The organism is Maridesulfovibrio zosterae DSM 11974 (assembly GCF_000425265.1).
Classification (GTDB): Bacteria; Desulfobacterota; Desulfovibrionia; order Desulfovibrionales; family Desulfovibrionaceae; genus Maridesulfovibrio; species Maridesulfovibrio zosterae.
The window spans coordinates 293,069-315,717 of the sequence record NZ_KE384342.1; the positions used below are offsets into that span (position 1 = coordinate 293,069).

The 22,649-nt window shown below is 41.7% G+C and carries 23 protein-coding genes; 10 read left to right on the forward strand and 13 right to left on the reverse strand.

The window, feature by feature from the left end; genetic code table 11:
• The first annotated feature begins 1 nt into the window (after nt 1).
• The 4 genes from H589_RS19780 to H589_RS0112850 all read left to right on the forward strand — a co-directional run bounded on the left by H589_RS19780 (nt 2) and on the right by H589_RS0112850 (nt 4,952).
• Nucleotides 2-1,399 carry a YihY/virulence factor BrkB family protein gene (locus tag H589_RS19780; protein ID WP_051249742.1) on the forward strand — a complete coding sequence of 466 codons (1,398 nt, stop codon included), beginning with the start codon at nt 2-4 and terminating at the stop codon, nt 1,397-1,399.
• Nucleotides 1,400-1,467: 68 nt separating this feature from the next.
• Entirely contained in the window at nt 1,468-2,118 is a 651-nt protein-coding gene (locus H589_RS0112840; RefSeq protein ID WP_027722390.1) for a Crp/Fnr family transcriptional regulator, read from the forward strand.
• 167 nt (nt 2,119-2,285) lie between these two features.
• Nucleotides 2,286-4,163 carry an anaerobic carbon-monoxide dehydrogenase catalytic subunit gene (cooS, locus tag H589_RS0112845; RefSeq protein ID WP_027722391.1) on the forward strand — a complete coding sequence of 626 codons (1,878 nt, stop codon included), beginning with the start codon at nt 2,286-2,288 and terminating at the stop codon, nt 4,161-4,163.
• A 12-nt stretch (nt 4,164-4,175) separates the two neighbouring features.
• A complete protein-coding gene (locus H589_RS0112850) occupies nt 4,176-4,952 on the forward strand; it encodes an ATP-binding protein (protein ID WP_027722392.1) in 777 nt (258 codons plus the stop codon).
• Between the two features lie 69 nt (nt 4,953-5,021).
• Here H589_RS0112850 and H589_RS0112855 read toward each other — a convergent pair whose 3' ends face one another.
• Genes H589_RS0112855 through nth form a run of 3 tightly spaced genes read right to left on the reverse strand, consistent with a single transcriptional unit; the run spans nt 5,022 to nt 7,470 of the window.
• Entirely contained in the window at nt 5,022-5,672 is a 651-nt protein-coding gene (locus H589_RS0112855; protein WP_027722393.1) for a YdcF family protein, read from the reverse strand.
• Nucleotides 5,672-6,808, reverse strand: coding sequence for a tRNA guanosine(34) transglycosylase Tgt (gene tgt / locus H589_RS0112860; RefSeq protein WP_027722394.1), 1,137 nt, complete (start codon nt 6,806-6,808; stop codon nt 5,672-5,674). Before tgt ends, H589_RS0112855 begins: the two co-directional genes overlap by 1 nt.
• Nucleotides 6,808-7,470: an endonuclease III gene (gene nth, locus H589_RS0112865; RefSeq protein WP_051249743.1), complete on the reverse strand. Its 663-nt coding sequence runs from the start codon at nt 7,468-7,470 to the stop codon at nt 6,808-6,810. Before nth ends, tgt begins: the two co-directional genes overlap by 1 nt.
• Before the next feature lie 133 nt (nt 7,471-7,603).
• Here nth and H589_RS0112870 point away from each other — a divergent pair, with 133 nt between their 5' ends.
• From H589_RS0112870 to H589_RS0112895, 6 genes are all read left to right on the forward strand, one after another.
• Nucleotides 7,604-7,891: a hypothetical protein gene (locus H589_RS0112870; protein WP_027722396.1), complete on the forward strand. Its 288-nt coding sequence runs from the start codon at nt 7,604-7,606 to the stop codon at nt 7,889-7,891.
• 9 nt (nt 7,892-7,900) lie between these two features.
• Nucleotides 7,901-8,215 (forward strand): divalent-cation tolerance protein CutA, encoded by a 315-nt coding sequence (cutA, locus tag H589_RS0112875; RefSeq protein WP_027722397.1) that lies wholly within the window; start codon nt 7,901-7,903, stop codon nt 8,213-8,215.
• Nucleotides 8,216-8,331: 116 nt separating this feature from the next.
• Complete coding sequence (locus H589_RS0112880; protein ID WP_027722398.1) at nt 8,332-9,261, forward strand: carbohydrate kinase family protein; 930 nt, start codon at nt 8,332-8,334, stop codon at nt 9,259-9,261.
• A gap of 324 nt (nt 9,262-9,585) precedes the next feature.
• Entirely contained in the window at nt 9,586-10,668 is a 1,083-nt protein-coding gene (locus H589_RS0112885; RefSeq protein WP_027722399.1) for a phosphotransferase family protein, read from the forward strand.
• Nucleotides 10,640-11,248, forward strand: coding sequence for an adenylyl-sulfate kinase (locus H589_RS0112890; RefSeq protein ID WP_027722400.1), 609 nt, complete (start codon nt 10,640-10,642; stop codon nt 11,246-11,248). The genes H589_RS0112885 and H589_RS0112890 overlap by 29 nt, the downstream gene beginning before the upstream one ends.
• 76 nt (nt 11,249-11,324) lie before the next feature.
• Nucleotides 11,325-11,777, forward strand: a complete 453-nt coding sequence (locus tag H589_RS0112895; RefSeq protein WP_245577172.1) for a Cif family virulence factor — start codon at nt 11,325-11,327, stop codon at nt 11,775-11,777.
• A gap of 110 nt (nt 11,778-11,887) precedes the next feature.
• Here the strand turns inward: H589_RS0112895 and dapA are convergent, their stop codons facing one another.
• From dapA to mnmG, 10 genes are all read right to left on the reverse strand, one after another.
• Entirely contained in the window at nt 11,888-12,766 is an 879-nt protein-coding gene (gene dapA, locus H589_RS0112900) for a 4-hydroxy-tetrahydrodipicolinate synthase (protein ID WP_027722402.1), read from the reverse strand.
• Nucleotides 12,767-12,791: 25 nt separating this feature from the next.
• Nucleotides 12,792-13,682, reverse strand: coding sequence for a UshA-like (seleno)protein family 2 (locus tag H589_RS0112905; protein ID WP_420705233.1), 891 nt, complete (start codon nt 13,680-13,682; stop codon nt 12,792-12,794).
• Entirely contained in the window at nt 13,682-13,975 is a 294-nt protein-coding gene (locus tag H589_RS0112910) for an HU family DNA-binding protein (protein ID WP_169433122.1), read from the reverse strand. The genes H589_RS0112905 and H589_RS0112910 overlap by 1 nt, the downstream gene beginning before the upstream one ends.
• A gap of 77 nt (nt 13,976-14,052) precedes the next feature.
• Entirely contained in the window at nt 14,053-14,877 is an 825-nt protein-coding gene (locus H589_RS0112915; RefSeq protein ID WP_027722405.1) for a MinD/ParA family protein, read from the reverse strand.
• A gap of 16 nt (nt 14,878-14,893) precedes the next feature.
• On the reverse strand, nt 14,894-15,745 hold the full coding sequence (locus tag H589_RS0112920) for a GGDEF domain-containing protein (protein WP_027722406.1): 852 nt from the start codon (nt 15,743-15,745) through the stop codon (nt 14,894-14,896).
• Nucleotides 15,735-16,854, reverse strand: a protein-coding gene (gene prfB, locus H589_RS19785) for a peptide chain release factor 2 (RefSeq protein WP_211225344.1) whose coding sequence is annotated in 2 segments (ribosomal slippage) — nt 15,735-16,778 and nt 16,780-16,854 — 1,119 coding nt in all. Because the reading frame shifts where the segments join, the coding sequence is not laid out codon by codon here. Before prfB ends, H589_RS0112920 begins: the two co-directional genes overlap by 11 nt.
• Nucleotides 16,855-16,872: 18 nt before the next feature.
• Entirely contained in the window at nt 16,873-18,396 is a 1,524-nt protein-coding gene (lnt, locus tag H589_RS0112930; RefSeq protein ID WP_027722407.1) for an apolipoprotein N-acyltransferase, read from the reverse strand.
• A gap of 1 nt (nt 18,397) precedes the next feature.
• Nucleotides 18,398-19,216, reverse strand: coding sequence for a hemolysin family protein (locus tag H589_RS0112935; protein ID WP_027722408.1), 819 nt, complete (start codon nt 19,214-19,216; stop codon nt 18,398-18,400).
• 116 nt (nt 19,217-19,332) lie between these two features.
• A complete protein-coding gene (locus H589_RS0112940) occupies nt 19,333-20,346 on the reverse strand; it encodes a PilZ domain-containing protein (RefSeq protein WP_245577145.1) in 1,014 nt (337 codons plus the stop codon).
• A gap of 135 nt (nt 20,347-20,481) precedes the next feature.
• Nucleotides 20,482-22,365: a tRNA uridine-5-carboxymethylaminomethyl(34) synthesis enzyme MnmG gene (gene mnmG, locus H589_RS0112945; protein WP_027722410.1), complete on the reverse strand. Its 1,884-nt coding sequence runs from the start codon at nt 22,363-22,365 to the stop codon at nt 20,482-20,484.
• Nucleotides 22,366-22,649: the final 284 nt, after the last annotated feature.

Sequence of the window (22,649 nt, forward strand, 5' to 3'; positions counted from 1 at the left end):
GATGACTGGAGGAAGACTGGCTAACAGAGTTTCAGATTTTTTTCTTCATGATATATGGGACTGGAGTTCACATCATGTAAATGGTCCGCTTAAAGTTTTATATACTTTTGCCCGGGTGGCATATCTCGTTGCTATCGGTTTTTTAAAAGATCAGTGCATTATCAGAGCATCAGCCCTTACATTTACTACCATGCTTTCCATTGTTCCTTTTATTGCTGTCGCTTTTTCACTTATGAAAGGGATGGGGTTTCAAGATTCGGCTTTTATTCACGATATGCTGCTGAAAGTCTCTGCAGGTAGAGAAGAGGTCGTTGCTAAGATACTTGAATATGTGGATAATACTAACGTTCAGACTCTTGGCTGGGTAGGTGTTGCTACTTTGCTTTTTACCGTCCTTTCAACTGTAGGTACAATCGAGAAAGCTTTCAATATTATTTGGGATGTCTCCAAAGGACGGACTTTCTGGAGAAAATTTACTGATTTTTTCTCTGTCATTTTTATTTGTCCAGTCGCGGTTATTGTTGCTACGAGTGTCAGTATTTCTATTAGGCGTCAGACTCTTTTGCATTCATTTGAAGGTGTTTACGGTATTTCTGAGCTGGAATCATTTATTATGAAGCTTGCACCTCTGGTTTTGATCTGGCTGTCATTTACATTTGTTTATGCTTTCATGCCGAATACGCGGGTACGTGTCAGAAGTGCACTGGCTGGAGGAATTGTTGCCGGTACTATCTGGCATATGGCCCAATGGGCATATATAAACTGGCAGGTAGGAGTCAGTAAATATAATGCAATTTATGGAAGTTTTGCTCAGTTACCGCTTTTTTTGCTTTGGCTTTATTTCAGTTGGATTATCGTTCTTCTCGGGTCCGAGATAAGTTATGCTGTCCAGAATGTGATGATGTATCGTCAGCAGAGATTCATGCCTGATGCCGGAGTTGAGGATATGCAGAAATTTTCCATTTTAGCCTTGAGTTATATGAGTACTCGTTTTGAAAGAGCCGAACCTCCTTATGATCTTGAAGAACTTGCCGCTGAAATGGGGGTTCCGGTTCGGTTTATATCTAATCTGCTGGATAAGTTTGCAGAAGGAGGCATATTGCTGAAGGCAAAAGATGAGGATCGGGAAATTTATACATTCGCTCTTTCTCCAGAAAAGATATCTTTGCTGCGGGTGATGAATATATTATCTGGAAGCGGTACTGGGGCCAGTTCTGCTGTTGACAGTCCCGGGATGGAATTTGTTTCAAAATTGATGAACGATATCAAACAGATTATTCGTGAATCTGGAAGAGATATAAGTCTATCCGAGTGCGCTGTGGAGATGGACAGAGCGCTGGCAGAAGACAAAGCCGACTCTGCAATGGTTGCTGCTTTGGAGGAACAGTTTTCAGGCTAAAAGCAATTGTGCTATAATTACTGACATTTTGTCTTTTTTAAGGCATTGCCCCATGAACAGGGGGGCATATGAAATTTTCCGGTATTAATCTTTTAGATGAATTGAAAAGGTCTGATTTTGGAGAGTTGCGTTCTATTTTCAGCGAGCGCAAAGCCAAGAAAGGGGCAATAGTTTTTACTCCCGAAAGTGATGAAGATCTTGTCTTCATCGTTTCAGAGGGGCGGGTGAGAATTTATCTTGCCTATGGAGCCAAAGAGTTCACTCTTGGTATTCTTGAACCGGGAGATTTGTATTCATCGCATGCAGGGTGCTTCGTACAGGCTTATGAGGATAGTGTTATTCTTGTTACAGGAGTTCAATCTGTTAAGCGCTGTATGGCTGAAGTTCCTGTTTTTAACCGTACTATGGTTCGTGTTCTGGGTAAAATTTTGCAGAATTCATTTTCTGTAATTAATGGATTGGTTTTTAAGGATATAAATTCACGTCTTTGTAGTTACCTCCTTAAAGAAGCTCAGGATTCAGGTATTTCTGGTGAAAAAGGAATCAAAATTAATCTGGACCTGACCACTGAACAGCTTTCTCTTCTTCTTGGTGCAACGCGCCAGACAGTATCTACTCTTCTTAATAATATGGTTCGAGATGAAATTCTGATTAAGCAGGGACGTTCCAGCTGGCTTATTCCTGATTTAGAAAAATTAGAATTGCTTTCTGAAAATTGATATATGTTTTATTATTGTATTTCCTGAGTTAAAAATTTTGTTCGTAAAATATACCTGATTTGTCGGATATCCGACAAACATAATCAGCCTGATAGCTTATGGTTTATCCAGTGGAATAAACGCTATAGCATTTCACGCTGTAGTGGGAAAACAGGGAGGATATATTTATGGCAAAAGCACCTCGTCCAGCAGAAGAACTTTCTATCTGGGAAGATGCTCAGGCAATGATTAATAAAGCCAGAGTTGAGGGTATTGAGACTGTTCATGAGAGGTTACAGCAGCAGACTCCGCACTGTAAGTTCTGTGAGCTCGGTACCAGCTGTCGTATTTGTACTATGGGACCATGTAAGATTACTCCTAAATCTCCGCGCGGTGTTTGCGGAGCTGATGCGGATGTTATTGTAGCAAGAAATTTCGGGCGTTTTGTGGCTGGAGGGTCAGCAGGACATTCTGATCATGGTCGTGACCTCATTGAAGTGCTTGAAGCTATTGTTGAGGGTGATACTGATGATTATAAGATTACCGATGAAGCCAAGCTTATAAGGATTTCCGCAGAGGTGGGCATAGAAACTGAAGGACGTGAGCTTAAGGATATTGCCCGCGATGCTATAGAAATGTTTTTCGCTGATTTCGGAAGTCGTAAAAAGCAGGTCTCCTTTCTTTCACGAGTGCCTCAGAAACGTAAAGATATCTGGGAAAAGCTGGGCATGACTCCACGCGGTGTTGACCGTGAAATAGCTGAAATGATGCACCGTACCCACATGGGGTGTGATAACGATGCTCCTAATACTCTTATACACGCAGCACGAACAGCTTTATCAGACGGTTGGGGCGGCTCAATGATCGGTACAGAGCTTTCGGATGTTATTTTCGGAACCCCAAGTCCTTCCATGTCTCAGGCTAATCTTGGAGTTATCAAGGAAGAGAAAGTCAATATTCTTGTTCACGGACATAATCCGGTAGTTTCAGAAATGATTTTAGCTGCCGCACGTGATCCTGAAATTGTGGCCGAAGCAAAGGCTGCCGGAGCTGAAGGAATTAACATTGCCGGATTATGCTGTACCGGTAATGAATTGCTTATGCGTAAGGGAATTCCCATGGCCGGTAACCATCTTATGACTGAGCTGGCAATTTTAACCGGAGCAGTCGAGGCGGTTGTTGTTGACTATCAGTGTATTATGCCCAGTCTTGTTCAGATATCAGGTTGTTATCATACTAGATTTATAGATACTGCTTCCAAGGCCCGTTTTACAGGAGCAACTCATTTTGACATTCACCCGCATAATGCTTTAGAGCAGGCTCGCGAAATTGTGCGTCTTGCAGTTAAAGCCTATGGTGAACGTGATTCTTCACGTGTAGACATCCCATGTGAACCTGTAGAAATAATGACCGGTTTCTCTAACGAAGCTGTGATCTCTGCTCTCGGTGGGACTCTTGATCCGCTGGTTCAGGCCATAGCGAATGGAGATATACGCGGGGCAGTTGGAATCGTGGGTTGCAATAATCCAAAATTTAAACAAGATTCCATGAATGTAGGGCTTGCCAAGGAATTGATTAAAAAAGACATTCTTGTGCTGGTCACCGGTTGTGTAACAACCGCTGCAGGTAAAGCCGGGCTGCTGGTTCCAGATGCGATTGAAATGGCAGGACCGGGGCTTAAAAAAATATGTGGATCTCTGGGGATTCCACCGGTTCTGCATTATGGTTCTTGCGTTGATAATGCCCGTATCTTACAGCTTTGCGCGGCTCTTGCCGATGCATTAAATGTCGACATCAGTGACTTACCAGTAGGAGCTTCTTCACCGGAGTGGTATTCTGAAAAAGCTGCTGCTATCGGATTATATGCTGTTGCCAGCGGTATTTACACCCATCTTGGTCATCCTCCGAATATATTAGGTTCTGAAACAGTTACCAATATTGCTGTTTCCGGATTGGAGGATTTAGTAGGAGCTTCATTTGTCATTGAACCTGACCCGGTTAAAGCCGCAGAATTATTTGATGAGAGAATTAAGGCTAAGCGCAAAGGACTCGGTTTAAGCGAATAGAATGGAGTTGATATGAAGCTGGCATTTGCAGGGAAGGGTGGTGTAGGCAAGACCACTATAACATCATGGATGGCTGACTGGCTGGCCAGAACAGGGAATAATGTCTGGATGATAGATGCTGATACTGCTCTTTCACTCGGGCAGGCATCTGGACTTGATTGCAGCTCTATGCCGCAACCAGTTTCATCAAGAAAAGACCTTATCAGTGAGAGAATTCACGCAGAAGGTTTTTTAAATCTGAATCCTGATGTGGGAGATTTACCAGCGGAACTATCCGTAGAGATTCCGCTTTTTGAGGAACCTTTCCCCGGTGTTAAACCCGGTAAAAAAAGGCTGCTGGTAATGGGAAGTCTCTCCAATGCCGGAGGGGGCTGTGCCTGCGATGCGAATGCTTTGCTTAAGGCTTTGCTGGCTCATGTTGTTATGGATAATAATGACTGTGTGCTTGTTGATCTTGAAGCCGGAGTTGAGCACTTAGGACGTGGTACAGCAGCCTACGTGGATGGTATGGTAGTTGTATCTGAACCATCTATGCGCAGTTTCAAAACTGCTTCTGAAGTGGGCCGTATGGCTGGAGAGTTAGGGCTTGATAAACAGGTGCTGGTTATTAATCGATACATGGGTGGGAGTCCGCCTGATCTTGAGTTTATACCAGAACGTCGGTTTCTGATTCCTCCTTTTCAGGGGTTGATTGAGCGACAGATGACGGATGGAAGTGTTCTGAATCTTCCTGAATCTGTTGAAATTGATGCTATGATGGAAAAGATCGTTCAAGCTTTCAAGGATTAATTCTGATTGCTGGTTTTGATAAAAAAATGCCTCCGAAATTGTTCGGAGGCATTTGATTATTACTGTTTATTAAGGCTTGTTAATTATCTGATCAGTGCTTCTGAAGGCACCTCCAAATTCAAAATATAGTGTCTTAGTAACTTCAAGAATAACAAAAGGTGCGGTTCTGAAGTTCTTCCACCATCTTGTTGAAACATGCTCGTAAGGTGTGGCTGCAACTATAATCTTGATTTTCGGTGGAAGTATTTTCCTGAAGATTATACCGGCCCGTCTGGTGTGCAAAGGAGATGTAACCAGAATAATGGACGTGACTTCAGGTCCAAGCACTTTTTTAAGTTCTTCTGCCTCTTCAAGCGTACTGACATTGGCATTTCCGAAAAATCTGATTCTACTTTCAGGCACACCTTTTTTCAGCAGTACTTCTTTAAATACTTCCCACTGGTAAGGGAATGTAATACCCAGTTTGCGCACTTGCTTTATTTCCGGTTCGGTGACTGGCTTGCTTGCAAAAATCAGTGGCGCATACCCTTTGTTAAAAAGTTCTGCACCGTATATTGGACGGTAGTACTGGCCTCCCAGTACTACTATCGCATCAGCTTTTTTAAGGGTATCTTTTTGCTGCAGCAATTCCGGAGCAAAGAAGAACAAGATAGCAGCTGCTAAAAAGCCCACAACAGTCAACGCTCCTATAAGCGTTAGAATGTGGCGAACAATTTTCATTATTTTATCACCGGTTCATACACGGCTTCATATCTTTTCCTGAGATCTGCGAAAGTTCCTTTTTCGATAGCTTCACGTGCCTGTTCAGTAAGCTTAAGGAAGAAGCGCAGATTGTGGATTGAATTGAGCTGATATGAAAGCAACTCTTTTGCTGTGTATAAATGTCTCAGGTATGCCTTACTGAATGTGCGGCATGTGTAGCAGTCGCAATTCGGGTCCAGCGGTGAATCGTCTTCCCTGTACTGAGCCCGTTTGATATTAACTTTGCCCTGACTGGTATAAAGAGTTCCATTGCGTGCATTTCTGGTAGGTAGAACGCAATCGAACATATCTACTCCGTTGGCAATACCTTCCAGAATATCGAGCGGAGTTCCTACGCCCATGAGATACCGTGGTTTATCAAATGGAAGTTTTGGTCCGATATGCTGAAGTATGTCATACATATCAGGAATTGGTTCACCTACACTGAGTCCGCCTATGGCATATCCTTCAAAGGGGATTTCGGAAAGCTGCTCAAGGCTTATTTCACGTAGATCTTTGTGGAATCCACCCTGAACAATGCCGAACATCAACTGATCACCGGAGCCGACGGGATATGCATCTCTGCATCGTTTAGCCCAGCGGGTAGTCATTTCAAGTGATTTTGCAGTATAGTCACGATCATTTCCGTAACCGACACATTCATCAAGAACCATCATAATATCAGAACCTATATTGTTCTGGATGGAAATAACTTTTTCAGGTGAGAAAAAGTGTTTGGACCCATCAATATAGGACCTGAACTCAACTCCTTGTTCGGTAATCTTACGAATGGATTCAAGGCTGAAGACCTGAAATCCTCCGCTGTCGGTCAAAATAGGGCGGTCCCATGTGGAAAATTTATGCAATCCTCCTCTACGTGCTATCAGCTCATCACCGGGACGCAGATAGAGATGGTAGGTGTTTCCAAGGATAATCTGTGATCCTATATCGCGCAGGTCACGCGGTGGTACTGCTTTGACTGATCCCTGAGTTCCAACAGGCATATATACAGGAGTCTGAATTTCACCGTGAGCGGTCATTAGTGTTCCGCGGCGGGCATGGCCATCTGTGGCATGGACTGTAAAAGTTCCGGGTTTCTTTTGTTCTTCACTCATTATTTTTTCTCAATTCCATTTTGAGGGCATATATCGTTAAGTTCACATATGTCGCATTTAGGGTTTCTGGCGGGACATACATCACGACCGAAAAGTACAAGCAGATGATTGGCATTTCCCCAGTTTTTCTGCTCAAAAAGCGGCATTAAATCTTTTTCAATTACATTGGGGTTGGTACTTACCGTAAAGCCCATTCTGAAGGACAGGCGCTTAACATGGGTATCAACTGCAACTCCTTCATGAACATTCATAGCATTGGATAATACTATATTGGCTGTCTTGCGGGCAACTCCGGGCAGCCTGATCATTTCTTTCATGGTTCGGGGCAATTCACCGTTGAATTCGCTCATGACCAGTTCTGATGCAGCCTTGAGATTTTTGGATTTGTTGCGGAAAAGTCCTGTTGAACGAATAATTTCTTCTATTTCAGAGACTTCAGCTTTGCTCATTTCAGAGGGTCCGGGCCATTTTTCAAATAATGCCGGAGTTACCTTGTTCACTCGTACGTCAGTACACTGGGCAGCGAGAACAGTTGAAACAAGAAGTTCCCATGCATTTTTCCAGTCCAGTTCAGGCTCTGGATCAGGGTAACGTTTGATCAGTCTGGCATAGACCTCTTTTGCTCTTTGCAATATCTTTTTGTCAGGAGTATTTTTTTTCATATTGATGAATTTGGGGCTATCATTTCTTTTTATAAGTTACAATGAACATCTGTATAGGCATAATGGTTATAGATGTTGATCTCCATGTCAATTAATGTATTCTTAAATCAAACTTTACCGGAGGAGAATAGTTATGAAAGTAGTTTTAAGTTTGTTTATTGCCGGATTGTTCGCAATTTCAGGAATATCTGTTGCAGCAATTAATGCTGAGGATGGTTCTGGTCTTATTTTATCTAAATGTTCAGCTTGTCACAGTCTTAAAAGAGTCTGTCGCGGTCTTGGTAAAAAAGATCTTGCTGCATGGACAAAGACTAATAAAAGAATGGCTGCTATGGGAATGAGCATTACAGATGGTGAACTTGAATTGGTTAATAATTATCTTGCAAATGCAAAACCAGGTGAAGGTCCCGTCTGTAAATAGGAGAATAATATGTCTGTGACGCTGGTATACATTACGACCGGGGATGTTGAGGAAGCACGAGATATAGGCGGAGAGCTGGTTATGCGTCACCTTGCCGCCTGTGTTAATATTTTTGATAATATGGAATCAGTGTACTGGTGGGAAGACAGACTGGAAACTTCCCGAGAAGCAGTACTTATTGCCAAAACGACACCTGAACTTGCCGGTAAATTAATAGAAACAGCTCGGAGTCTGCATAGTTATGATTGTCCATGTATTGTGGCTCTGGAAGCCAAGCAGGGAGATCAAGAGTTCTTTGACTGGGTGAAAAGTCATACCGAGTAATAACTGCATTGACTTTGGTGTGCAATGACGCATAAAGTCATGCGCAAAAGTTGTCAGTACGTTATTTTTGAATGACCTTTTTATTTAGTTATAATAATTTCAAGGAGCTCCATTAAATGCAGATATTAGTTTCCGGTTCACTTGCTTATGATAGAATTATGAGTTTTCCTGGTAGTTTTGCTGATCATATTCTTCCTGATAAAATTCACATGCTTAACGTTTGTTTTCTGGTAGATGGTCTTGATGAAAGATTTGGCGGGACAGCTGGAAACATTGCTTATGCTCTTTCAATGCTCAGTGAAAAGACCGTAATTCTCGGTACAGGCGGAAAGGATTTTGATGGATATGAGAAATGGCTGGATAAGAATAATATCACTCGTGAAGGTATTAAAAGAATTAATGATGAGTTCACCGCCGGTGCATATATCACTACAGATAAGTCTGATAATCAGATTACCGGATTCAATCCCGGTGCAATGAAATATTCTTGTGATTATGATTTTTCTGCAGTTGATGCTAAAGATTCTTTAGCTATTGTATCTCCAGGTAATCTGGACGATATGCAGAATTTCCCTAAAATATATCGTGAAAAAGGTCTTCCTTACATTTATGATCCAGGCCAGAATATTCCTGCTTTCAGCGGTGAACAGCTTCTTGAAATGATTGGTGGCTGTAAGATTCTTGTTTCTAATGACTACGAACTTGAAATGATTATGAAATCTACAGGTAAGACTCGCGATGAACTCATGGAAATTTGTGAGTCTATCATTGTTACCCTCGGTGAAAATGGTTGTCTTGTAGTTGAGAAGAGTGGCGAGACTGCTGTACCTGCTGCTAAGGCTGTTACTGTAGAAGATCCTACCGGAGCTGGAGATGCTTTTCGTGCAGGACTGATTAAGGGACTTGCAATGGGTAAAAACCTTGTTGAATCAGCTCATGTGGGGGCTGTCAGTGCAGTTTACTGTGTTGAGCAGCTTGGAACTCAGGAGCATTCCTATACTGAAGAAGAATTTTGGACTCGTTACGAAGATAATTTTGGTAACTAGCGTAAATATGGTACTTAAAAAGATTTAGATTTTTTTCTACGTTATTTTAAGTCTATTTGAATTGTTATTAAAAAAAGCATGAAAAAAAGGCGGTTGTGATCTCAAATCACAACCGCCTTTTTTTATTTGTTACATGAGAAGCTTTTTTTGATTAAACTCGTGGCTTTCGTCGTTGTTTAATATATATTTTATACAGGAATTGTTTTGGACAGTGACAGAGATACCAAGTCTACGTGTAATATATTTGGGGGATTAAAGGTAATATTTCACTTCATGGCACTGAATATCTGCCAAAAGCTTTGATAATGAGTTTGGAGGATAGCAATGGTTGAGATCACAACGCGAATGATTGAGCAATATTTGAAGGTGGCTTTCGGTTCAAAAACAGTTCTTATTGATTATGGTGATATAGGATCACTCGATAAGCAGGGTATGAAAGGTTTCGGGTACGGTAAACCGCTCCTTGTCAGGTTTTCTGTGGGTAAAGATGAGCTGGAGACGGTTATTTCTATCATGAAAGGTGATAATTATGGTCATCAGTTTTATTGGGACAGGGCAGCTATTCTAATGTTTCAGCATGAGACTTCTGCAAGACTTTCCCGTCATGTGAAACCTATGGGAATAGGGTATATAAATAATTCCGGGGAGATGATTCCGCTCAATGAGCCTAAAGAATTTTTCATTTTGAATGAAAAACTGGAGGGCTACGATTATTTTCATGATCTTGAACGTATTCGCAAAGGTAAATTTTTAAAGCAGGATCAGGAAAATGCTGCGAATATGGCGAAATGGTTGGCTGAAATTCATTCTGTACGCAAAGATGACAGTCATCTTTATATGCGTCGTGTCAGAGACCTGATCGGTTCGAGTGAATGTATTATGGGGCTGATTGATGAAGCTTTCAATCATCCATGTGAATTCTTTTATAGAGATCAATTTATAAATCTTGAGAAACGTCTTATTGACTGGCGGTGGAAACTTTCAAATTATACCCACAGGCTATGTGCAGTTCACGGAGATTTCCATCCATGGAATGTGCTGATAAGTGATTCTGGAGAATTTAGTGTTCTTGATCGAAGCCGTGGGGAATGGGGTGAGGCTGCCGGAGATCTAAGCTGTATGGCTACCAATTACATCTTATTCGGGCTATATGATGGAGACAACTTCTCAGAATCTTTCAAAACCCTCTACATGACTTTTTTTGACAAATATCTGGAGCTTACTGGAGACACAAATATTCTTAAAGTCTTAGCTCCTTTTTTTGTGTTCAGGGGATTGGTAGTTGCTTCACCGGTCTGGTATCCTGACCATCCGGTTGAAGTGCGCAACAAGCTTTTATGCTTTATTGAAAATGTACTTGAGGATGAGGTTTTTGATTATGCCAACTTTGAACGGTATATGTGTTAATAGAAACTGGGCGGTTTGGGTGACAGGATTACCTGGTTGCGGCAAAAGTACCTTAGCAGCAATGCTTTATGAGAAACTCCGCGATGATGGGCTCAAGATCGTTAAATTATGCATGGATGAGAGACGAAAGTTTTATATTCCTAATCCCGAATATACTTGTCATGAACGTCAGCAGGCATATACTCTTTTCGTTGAAGATGCCGTTTCTATTATGGAGTCTGGGCGATGTGTCATAATGGATGGAACTGCACATGAGAAATGTTGGCGTCAATATGCCCGAGATAAGATAGAGTTTTTTGCAGAAATATACTTGCAGTGTCCCGTTAATATGGCCATGAAACGTGAATCAGGTCGGCAGCAGGGACTGGTTATGGCAAAGCTCTATGAAAAGGCTTTGGAACGGCAGCTTTCGGGCCGTGAATATGAAGGGCTTGGTGAAGTTATCGGTGTTGATGTACCTTTTGAGGAAGATAAAAATGCTGAATGCATTGTTGATACATCAAATATCGCACCTGATGACGTTTTAGAAGTTGTTATAAATTGCTTGCAAAAGTGGCGTAAAATGCATGGCATATGCTGATTTTTATTTGAAAATGTTTTAAAGATATTCCAGTTACCAAATGATAACCAATAAGAAGGTGCTTGCTGTGAAAAAAATGATTCTTTTTCTTTCTGTTGTAATTGTCATGTCTACTGTCTGTTTAGCTTTTGCTTCTGATAAAAAAAAAGATGTACGGGAACAGATTACAGATCTTTTATATGAATATAAGGATGCGTATAATCTTCGTGATTTTAAGGCAATACGAGGATTATATGACAAGAATGCCATGATCAAGTCATTTCCTTGTAATTCAAAAGAAGAAATTCCGATCAGTAAATTTGATGAAGACCTTCCGCGCTGCTCCTCTATTTGGGTTGCAGGTTCCTTAAAGTTGAGACTTTTTCGAATTACTGAGTTCGAGCTTCTTGGAAATATGTGTAAGGCCAGAGTTTCATGGGATTACCGTGATAACAGCGGGCGTGGTAAATTCACTCCAAGTTTTGAATTTATAAAGGTTGATGGTAAGTGGAAAATATCAAGGGAAATATATGGCCGTAAGGTTAAATAATATTTGCCAGAGATTTCGCTTTAGTGTGATAGCAACTGGCTGTAAAAATATTTAATAAAAAAGCCCGCACAGATTAACTGAGCGGGCTTTTCAAGTTTATTCAGTATTAATTATACCAAGTTGCACTTGCTGAGTGTTGCTTTAAGTGTTGCTTCACTTTCAGGCATAAGCGGTACCAGCGGCAGTCTAAAAGATGTTTCGAGCTTACCCATCATTCCCAGTGCAGTTTTGACTGGAATAGGGTTTGTTTCCACAAACATAACTCTGTTTAAAGGCTGCATTTTAAAGTGCAGTTCCTGAGCTTTCTTTATTTCGCCTGCTTTGAAAGCTGCACACATGTCAGCCATCATTTTAGGAGCAATATTAGATACAACTGATATTACGCCACATCCACCCAATGAGAGAAGTGGAAGCACAGTGAAATCATCACCTGAAAAGACACTAAAGTCTTCAGGGCATTGTTCAATTACATCAGAAACTTGACTAAGATTACCTGTAGCTTCTTTAACACCAATGACATCAGAAACTTCATTGGCAATCATGGCAATGGTTTCAGGCATGGCGTTAAGGCCTGTTCGACCCGGAACATTATACAGAATAAAAGGCATAGAAGCTTCTTTAGACAATGCCTTAAAATGCGCGAGCAATCCTGCCGGTGTCGGTTTATTGTAATAGGGAGTAATCTGGAGGGCAGCATCAGCTCCTGCTTCTTTAGCAAGCAGTGTCAGGTTTACGGCTTCTTTAGTATTGTTTGAACCCGCACCGGCAATGACCGGGACACGTCCCTTGGCCTGCTCGACACAGATTCTTATAACCTCACCTTGTTCCTCATGGGTCATTGTTGCCGCTTCTCCGGTCGTTCCGCATGGAACAAGACCATCGATTCCCTGTTCAATCTGCCATTCGATCAGTTCACGGTATGCGTCCTGATCAATCTCTCCATTTTTGAATGGAGTGACAAGAGCAGTATATGCTCCTTGGAAAGTCATTTCTTTTCCTCCGAAAGTTAACCTATTACTTTTCGTCCTCAATACCATTCAACAGTTCTGCAACAGCAGGAGCTTCACGAGTATTCTGCTTTAGTGTCTGCAAGAACCATTTTATATTTCCTCCGGAAGTCCATTTGAAATTTTCATTTCTTTCCGGAAATTGGAACACGTCAATTCTATTAACTGCTTTTCCGGTTGGGTAGCTGCGGACCCACAAGGTCTTACCGTTTGCAGCAATATTGCCGGTCATTCCCGGGCCGTCTCCACTCCCAAGAAGTATATCAGGGGGAGTTTCAGACATTTCAGGTGAAGTAAGCAATTTTTTCTCTCTTATATATCCCCAAGAACTCATAGCAATAACAATATCTGCCTTGCTTCTGTTTTCTTTAAAAACAGTCCTGCAATTGTTTAGCAGATCTTCCGGTATCTTGTCAGATCCTCTTTCCAGATATGGAAGAATTACTATTCTTACGTGCTTACCATTTTTTAAGGATTTGCTTACTACTTTAATCTTTTCGCAGTTTATCCAATTTTGCGGAATTCCTGATGGACCTTGTTGCAAGAATTGAAATTCTGCAGGGCTTAATATCCCTAAATCATAATCGAGAAATTTAAAAGCTTCAGCTACAGCATCCCTTTTTTTATCAGGTATTGAGTCGCCTGAAGTTGGAAGGAATTCATAAGCACCACCAAGCAGAAGCACATCGTGCTTCGTCACTGTCTTTAAATCCTGAAGATATCCGGCCCGCCGGGCCAGTCCGCCAATGGTCTTGTGTCCTCAGGTTGGACAAGGGTTTACTGTCCCAAACGTATTCGCAGTGTTTGCGATAGACAATAGTACATCCTTGCCAGCAGAAGCACAAACCGGCGCTCCAATGCTGGCAAGGATAAGAAAAGCAAATATAAAAAGGCGCATTAAGCGTTCAAATATTCCTTGAGCTCTTTACCGGGGCGGAAAAATGGTAATTTTTTAGGGGTAACAGATACTACATCGCCGGTTTTAGGGTTACGGCCTGTGTATCCTTTGTATTCTTTCATTTTGAAGCTTCCGAATCCTCGAATTTCAACACGGTCACCGCGGACTAATGCTTCTTTGATTGCATCAACAAATGCATCAACTATTTCAGCCGATTCGTCCACATGGAGCCCTTTTTCTTCCGCAAGGCTTTTAATCAGTTCACTCTTGTTCATTCTTTTCTCCCACGTCATTTTTGGTGTGGCAAGCTAAAGTTTCTACCGTTACTAGTACAACCATGCCGAAAAGTTACCCTTTTCGTCAAGCATAATTAGTCGGCAAGTGTCGGAAATTTTTTGATGACAGGTCTTTCAGATAATTTACTCATGTTATCCATGCGAATTCTTTGAATTTTAACTGCGATATTTAAAATGTCACGGCTTGCATCAGATTTGGGAGCAAACTTAATAAAAGGTATCTGTCTCCGTACAGCTTCAGTCACTGATGGATCATAACGTACAAAACCCATATTATTCAACTTAATATTCAGAAATTTTTCGCATGCCATATTTAGTCTGTCAAAAGTGCTTTTTGCATCTTTTGCGTTCGTCGCCTGATTGACTATAATATTAAAGTCGCTGACGTTGTGTTGTGAGTGCAACACCTTGATAAGTGCATAGCTGTCAGTCAAAGAAGTCGGTTCAGGAGTTATCACTACAATTCGCATTTGAGTCATAGCTGCAAACGAAATTACTGTTCCGTTAATTCCTGCACCGAGGTCAAGAACCAGAAACTGATATTTTCCTACTAGGTCGGTAAGTTTGCTGAAGAGCATTTCCTGCATGTCTTCATCCATATCAACCAGTTCCGGTACGCCGGAGGCTGCCGGAAGAATGTCAAATTTTTTGCCTTTTTCAATAGGAATAACAATATCTGACGGTTTAGCTCCGCTAATAAATAAATCCTGCATATTACTTTCTGGAGAAATTCCGAGCAGTACGTCCAGATTTGCAAGACCCAGGTCACAGTCCATAAGAAGAAGGCTGTTTCCTCCGGTATTCAGGGCGTAGGACAGGTTTAAGGAAAGGTTTGTTTTTCCTACTCCACCTTTACCACTCATAATTGCAAGGCTCATTGTTTTGTTGGCATTGATCATGATTTAATCCGTCCCTTTAATTTCCCGTAAATAAAAATTTTTTTTCGTTGGCATGTACAAGGCCTTCTTTTTTTACAGCCGCATAATCTAGGATATCAGCCGTACAGACTTGATCTTTACCTGAATTTTTGGCTTCGTATAGAGCTTTGTCAGCCTTGTCGATTAGCTCATGAATACGGGGCTCAACAATTCCTTTGTAACATACAACTCCGGCCGAGCATGTTATAGAAAATTTGTCTTTGTTGTCCGGAGTGTTGAAACTGAGTTCTCTAGTTTTTTCCAACAATCGTTGCAGAAGTTGCTGTGCTTTAAAAATACCAACCCCTGAAAAAATAACAGCAAACTCTTCACCGCCGATACGGGCAACGAGGTCATAGCGGCGGGCGGCATGGGACAGCATTTCAGCAAAATCTATGAGCACCTCATCACCTTTGAGGTGCCCATAAGTGTCATTGATTACCTTAAAATTATCCAGATCCAGTATGGCTAGACTCATAGGTGTCTTATTTCTATGAGAACGTTCGACCTCCTGGTCAAGAATTCTTTCAAAAACTCTGCGATTAGAAAGACCTGTAAGCGGGTCATGTTCTGTTTTATATGAGAGTTCCTGCAAAACTCCTTGCACATGGCTAAGATGTGGCGCCATGTTTTTATTAAGGGCTACTGTCAGCCAATCGTTTAGACCATGCCTTTCTGCAAGAATTTCCCATGCCTTGAGTGTCATGCCCGGGCATAACCGTAGCACAGCTAACCCTTGCTCGCTATAATTGTCCGCGCAGGCATCCGTTTCAGCACAGAAAAGATCTCTTACTGAGAGCAACTCGTTTAGAAGTTTGGACTCATTTTCAGCAATGTATTCAGCATTCATTTTTTCCGCCGTATGCGTGTAGCAGATAATTTCTGATAAGATCATCAAGCTCGCCGTCGAGAACAGCCTCAACATTGCCATCTTCCGCTCCGCAGCGGTGATCTTTAACCAGCCTGTATGGTTGAAGAGTATATGTTTTGATCTGGCTTCCCCAAGCAATAGAGTCCTTGGTTGAGTAGTCAGCTTTTTTACTTTCTTCCTGCTTCTTAAGTTCCCTCTCGTACAATCTTGATTTCAGAACTTTCATTGCAGTTTCTTTATTCTTTAGCTGCGACTTTTCATTTTGGCACTGAACTACTATGTTAGTTGGCAGATGAGTGATGCGAACGGCTGAGTTTGTTTTATTGACATGCTGCCCACCCGGACCGCTTGCTCTGAACACATCCACTCTTATGTCTTCATCTTTAACTTCAATTTCAATATCTTGAGATATTTCTGGGTAAACATCAACTGATGCGAAAGATGTGTGGCGTCTTCCGGACGCATCATACGGTGAAATACGAATCAATCGATGAATTCCAGCTTCACCTTTGAGAAAACCGTAAGCATAAAGGCCCTGAATTCGAAGTGTAACACTTTTAATTCCGGCTTCATCATCGGGTTGGTAATCAAGATAGCTTGTTTTCCAGTTGCGCTTGTCGCACCAGCGTAGATACATGCGTAGAAGCATTTCAGCCCAGTCTTGGGATTCAATTCCCCCAGCGCCGGGGTGAATTTCCAAAATAGCAGTGCTTTTGTCTTCGGGGTTCGATAGCAGTGTTGACAGTTCAGTCTGTTCTACAAGGCTTACCAGTTTATTAACATTTTCAGACAGGGCTTCAAGAATATCCTGATCCTGATCTTCCGCCGCAAGAGTCAGCCATTCTTCTACATCATCTTTTGCGGTAGATAACGCTTCATAAGATGAAACTTTTTCTTCAAGAACAGATTTTTCGCGCAGGACAGGTGTAAGTTCATCTGGTTTATCCCATGCACCGGGTTTACTAAGATCGTGTTCTATTTCTTCTAAACGTTCTTTGCTTTGAGCGTGGTCAAAGACGCCCCCATAGGGTTTCATATTTTTGTATACAGTCCGTTGCCTTGGATCTTAGATCTGAAAATTGAAGCATATTAGAGTTGATAATCCTTTATATTTTTAATTTGCTGTTTTTTCTGGTCATTAAAAAGATCCAGCCACTAAGCATGATCGTAAGTATTACGGGACCGAATGTAACAGCTTTATAATTTGCGTGGAAAAAAGTTTCTCCGGATATTAGCTGTGGATTAGTCAGCACAGCTGCATCAACGAATAATCCTGTAGTATCATGAACCTGTCCAAGAGGGTCAATACATCCTGAAATACCGGTATTGGTCCCTCTTATAAGATAACGCCCCTGTTCTACGGCTCTAAGAGAAACAAGCGCAAGGTGCTGCAATGGTGCTGAAGTGTTGCCATACCATGCATCGTTACTGATATTAATCAGCAGGTTGGCCCCCTTTTCAACTCTTTCCTGTGCAAGTTCAGGGAAGACTCCTTCATAACAAATGAGCATTCCTATAGCAAGGTTTCCGCTTTCAAGAGGGCTGGGATCATCACCGGGAATAAAGTCACCAGCTCCCTGCACAAGTTTATCCAAGGGCAGATAGTCCTTAAGGGGAACATATTCACCAAAAGGAACGAGGTGAGACTTGTCGTACCAATCTAAAGTGATTGTTTCAGGCTTTATGAGAAAAGCACGGTTATACAGAGAAAAACTTTTAGGGCCGTGTAATATATAGCCAGGGGCTCCTGTAAGCACTGCTGTATTTGTTCTGGTAGCAAAATTGAACAGTCTGGCTCGCATTATACTGGGGTCTTGAATATAAAACGGCATTGCCGTTTCAGGCCAGATAATCAGATCAGCTTTATCTGTAAGCTGTTCACTTAGTTTTATATATTTATCAAGAGTAGCTTTTCTATATTTTGAGTCCCATTTTTTGGCTTGATCAATGTTTCCCTGAACAATTCCTATGGATGCAGTTCCTGTAGATTTTAGTGCAGTAAAATCTTCAGGAGCAGTTCTTGCTCCCCCGAAAACAAGTACTACTGCAATTACCACAATTGACCATACTTTTGCAGCGTTTGAAATTTTCCAGACTAGAATTGAGGTTGCTACAGAAACAAGTAAACCTGATAAGCCATATGCTCCTATGAATGCAGCTCCCTGAATCCATTCAGGGCGGGAAGCAAAGGCTGCGGAGAGTGTCATCCATGGAAATCCCGTGAAAAAGATTCCTTGAGCCGTTTCCATTGTTGCCCATAATAGTGCGCTGAAAAGGCACAGTATAAATGGGGGAAGAACTCGGGCTGCATAAGTAATTATGTATGTATACAGTCCGTAATAAACGCCGACTGCCATTGAAATCAGAACAGGGCATGGAATAGCAAGAGCCCAGGATAACCCTCCATATACACCGACTGGGTAAGCTACCCAGTACATGCATATCAGTGCTGCCAGTGTGCCTGCTATCCAACCTCTTTTCATAGCTTTTTTAGGCGAGTGGGTTGAAAATGCTATATAACCAAGTGCCATGGGAAAGCCCAGAACAGCTGCTGGCAGATGAAGGAATGGATTGGCATAGCCAAGTCCGGCAGAGAGCATAGCAATAAGAATAGGGATGGCTTTATACATTCTATTTTCCGCTGGGAGGATCAACAAGAATAGAGATAATCTGTTTGGCATCTCCTTCATGTACAGTAAATTTATATCCTGAAATATTAAGGAATTCTCCAATGCTGGGGATACGCCCGGTTAGCTCTGAAAGATATCCTCCAATAGAATCCACATGTTCTGAATCAAGATGTAATCCGAATTTTTCAGAAACTTCAGTTAACGGGATTCTTCCAGATATGAGAAAACTCCCGTTTTCAAGTTCTTCAAAATCTGAAGGGCGTTCGGCATCATGCTCATCTGCTATATCACCGACGATTTCTTCGAGGACATCTTCCATAGTCAGCATGCCGGATGTTCCGCCGTATTCATCTTGGAGTATTGCAATATGTATACGTCCAGACTGGAATTCTTTAAGAAGAGTCTTTACTTTGATATTTTCAGAGACAAAGAAAGCGTGTCGCATGATTTTTTCAAGACCAATATTTATATCACCATGTAATAGTGGGGATATAATATCCTTAGCGTGGATGATGCCAACGATTTTATCCTTAGTATCATGATATACTGGGATTCGTGAATGACCACGTTCAATAATCAGCCGTGCAACTTCAGCAATTCCATCATCAATTTCCACTCCGACCATGTCAGTACGGGGAATCATGATTTCACTTGCTTCTGTGTCTTTCAGCTCAAGGACATTAAGTAGCATGGAAACTACTTCATCTTTGATTTCGCCATCTTCACTTGCTTCAAGAATATGTTCTTCTAAAGGTGAGTCTGTTTTCTTGAAAATACTGACCATTTTGGCCCACAATCGGCCTTCAGAACCGTCGTCCAATTCAATGCTCCTTTTTGCGGTTATTATATATCACTTAGAAAATGTATTTATCAAATTTAGTGTATAACTACTTAGTATGTGTTGTTCGTGTCAACAGGCATATGTATTTGTTACAATTATTCATTACCACTGCGATAAAGCTCAAGATATAGATTATAACTCCAGTCATCCATTTCAGGGCATCCACCTTTTGTAAATCTTTCCCATTTAGGTTTATGGGTGTCTTCGTCATAACCTTTGAACTGTGCTTCAAAGGAAAGGCCTATTTGGGCTTGTCCCCGGCTTGGATCCATGAAAATTCTTCTGACTTTGGAAACAAATAAATAGCGGATAATACCGCGGCTTCCAGTATCAACGAGGCTTAATAAAACTAAAAAATTCTGACCGGGTTTGAGGTTTATTTTTGAAGCTCTTTTCGCGGTCATATGTGTCAATTCCAGAGCAAGTCCACCTCCTGATATATCTGCAAGGAAAATGCTGGAGTCTTTTCCACCCATATATCCGGGAGTGTACTCGCCATTTGTCGCTATAAATTTGAGTCCGGCTGCCATTCCCTGCTTGGAATCAGGAATAATGTTTACATAATCATAGTAACGGGATGGAGGGGAGACTCTAAGGAATTCACGTTTTTGGCTTTGTTCAATATATTCAGGAATATTAATATGAATATTCTTATATTGAGATCCTTTAGAGGTAATATCGGTTATGACCGAGTTGAAGTTATAAAAAACAACCATGCCACTTTGTTTTGTCGGGATATGAAAGAAACCGGTCACTTCTTTTCCAATCCAATTCTTTCCAATTCCGTTTTGTGTTCCGACTTCCAGAATAATTGATTTTTCTACGTCTATAATCGAGCAGGCTATTGTACGTCTTTTTTCCGATTTAGCATAAAAGCTTAAATCAACCTTTGATCGGTATACAAGAGCTGTTTCAAATATATTAAAGAGTTGTTTTTGGTCTGTTATCCAGCTGGGCGGGGATGAATTAAGACGTTTTTTTAATTGTCTGTTGTTATACCAGAGCACGGATGCAACAATAGACGCAAGAATAAACCCAAGAATAATCAACATGTTGATAGTTTCTTGAGGGAGTCCAGTTTCCCCGAAGCCACGGAGAACCTTGTACATATATTCTTGATCTGCGGCCATTGGATACCTGATTAATAATAACTAAATTTAAAAGCCATTTTTTAAATCGTACTTTTTTTTTACCATTTTGGGAAGCAAATGCCGAGATAATAAAGCTTTATTTTGTATTAATAATTAAATGGCTCCGATCTTTTTTAAATGAATTTCAATGGATGAAATTGCTGCTGGAGTAATTCCGGAAATTCTGCTGGCCTGACCAAGGGTCAGTGGGTGTACTTCTGTCAGTTTTTCAACTGCTTCACGCGTCAGTCCGGCGATTTCCGAATAAACAATGTTATCCGGCAGAGATACTGATTCCATTCTACGGAACTTATTAACCAGCTCATGTTGTCTTACAAGATACCCTTCATATTTGACCTGTGTTTCGGCTTCTAAAAGAATATTGTCAGGGTATTGTGAAATATCTTTCCAGAAATGTTTCATGTCTTCAATGGAAAGCTCTGGCTGACGTAGTATTGCTGCAAGAGGTACTGATTTATTCGGAGCTGTGCCGCCTATTTCTGCCAATAGTTCACGGGTTGGGAGGTTCGGCTTGATTTGGACTGAATTAAGTTTATTAAGGACCTTGTCCAGGCCTTCTTTTTTTGCGCTGTAAAGAGCCCAATGCTCATCTTTAACCAATCCAAGGTCACGACCAATTTCCGTAAGACGCAGGTCTGCATTACCTTCTCGCAGCAGCAGTCTGTATTCTGCTCTGGATGTAAACATTCGGTATGGTTCCTGCGTCCCTTTAGTTACCAGATCGTCTACCAGCACAGCAATATATGCCTGATCACGTGAAAGAACGAAAGGTTCACGTCCATCGAGCTTGCAGAATACGTTACAGGCTGCCCAGAGACCTTGAGCTGCAGCTTCTTCATAACCGGATGTGCCGTTAATCTGACCTGCCAGATAAAGTCCGGGTAGTACTTTGGTTTCAAGTGTAGGCAGCAGCTGCGTTGGTGGAACGAAGTCATATTCAATGGCATAACCAGGACGTACAATCTGGGCTTCCTCCAATCCCTCAATAGAATTGATCATACGTTTCTGGATATCGAGCGGCAGGCTTGTGGGGATGCCGCTAGGGTATATTTCGGGGCTCTCATATCCTTCCGGCTCCAGAAAGATCTGATGGCGGTTTTTTTCTGGAAATCTGGCAACCTTATCTTCAATAGATGGACAATAGCGTGCTCCTGTCCCTTTGATTACTCCGGTGAACATAGGTGAGCGTTCAAATCCACTGCGAATAGCTTCATGAGCTTTTTCATTTGTGTAAGTGATGTAGCAGGGGACCTGTGGAAGATTTATTTCAGTGGTTCGGAAACTAAAGGGTTGAGGCGGATTATCACCATGTTGTACTTCCAGTTTATCAAAATCTATTGAATCTTTGAGTAGGCGTGGTGTTGTGCCTGTTTTTAGTCTTCCCAGAGTCAGGCCTATCTTACGAAGACTTGCTGACATTCCTATAGAAGCAGGGTCACCCATACGGCCGCCGCTAAAATTCTCCAGACCGATATGAATCAGCCCTTGTAGAAATGTTCCAGTAGTCAGCATTACTGAGTGGGATAGAAATTCTTCGCCGATACCTGTTGTAACTCCAGCTGCTTTCCCGTCTTCGACAATCAAAGATTCAGCTGTATCCTGACGGACCCAAAGATTTTCCTGTGCAAAAATATCTTTTTGGACAACACGCATATATTCGTTGCGGTCCATCTGCGCACGGCTGGCTCTTACGGCAGGTCCTTTTCTGGTGTTAAGGATACGGAACTGAATTCCGGCTTTATCAGCCCAGAGCCCCATATAGCCACCTAGAGCGTCAATCTCTTTGACCATGTGTCCCTTTGCGAGACCGCCAATGGCCGGATTACAGGACAAATGTCCTATCCGGTCAACATTAATGGTCAACAGTAAAGTCTTAAGGCCAAGATTAGCAGCAGTCATGGCTGCTTCACATCCAGCATGCCCTGCTCCTGCTACAATGAGATCAAATTTTTTCGGTGGTGGCTGTTTTCTAATCATTTCGATAACTATTTTGCTATAGGTATTCTATAGCTTTTTTTAGTGCGCTATGCGCTTTTTATTGGGGTCTCTCCAAGAGAACAGTTCTTTGAAAATTCTCAGAGTCTTATGGAGGAAATTTTTATAGGTCTTCCGCGGTAAGGTTTATATGTTTTAATAAATTAGAACTGTCTTACTTCGGACCTTTTGGGCGGTTGTTTATGTCTTCTGGGTAAAATTAACAATAAAAAGGTTGGTTCCTTAATTCCCCGGAGAGGCTACCTGTAACCTCTCCGGGGTAAAGA